Annotated in this window: 1 protein-coding gene; it reads right to left on the bottom strand. The window is 45.0% G+C overall.

Translation table 11 applies throughout. From position 1 onward, the window contains the following. A partial coding sequence (locus LPKJCM_RS05225) for an IS30 family transposase (protein ID WP_109561178.1) occupies positions 1–231 on the bottom strand: 231 nt, incomplete at both ends.

Below are 231 nucleotides of genomic sequence, written 5' to 3'. Positions count from 1 at the left end.
AAGCGTTCATTACTACCACGTTCAGCTGGAGTATAAGCATGGCAGTAATAGGTCTTAATACCATATTGTGATTCAAGTGCTACTAGCCCACTAAACTCAGTGCCACGGTCCACAGTAAAGCTGTGCACCGGACCATTAAAAGTGGTTAGGAACTTAGTTAGTGCTTCATTAACAGTCGCTGTCGTCCGATCTTTTAACCGGTATGCCCAAAGGAACCGTGATTTGCGATCG

The organism is Lentilactobacillus parakefiri, assembly GCF_002157585.1.
Classification (GTDB): Bacteria; Bacillota; Bacilli; order Lactobacillales; family Lactobacillaceae; genus Lentilactobacillus; species Lentilactobacillus parakefiri.
Note: the sequence above shows the minus strand (reverse complement) of the source record. Positions and strands in the feature narration are given on the sequence as shown.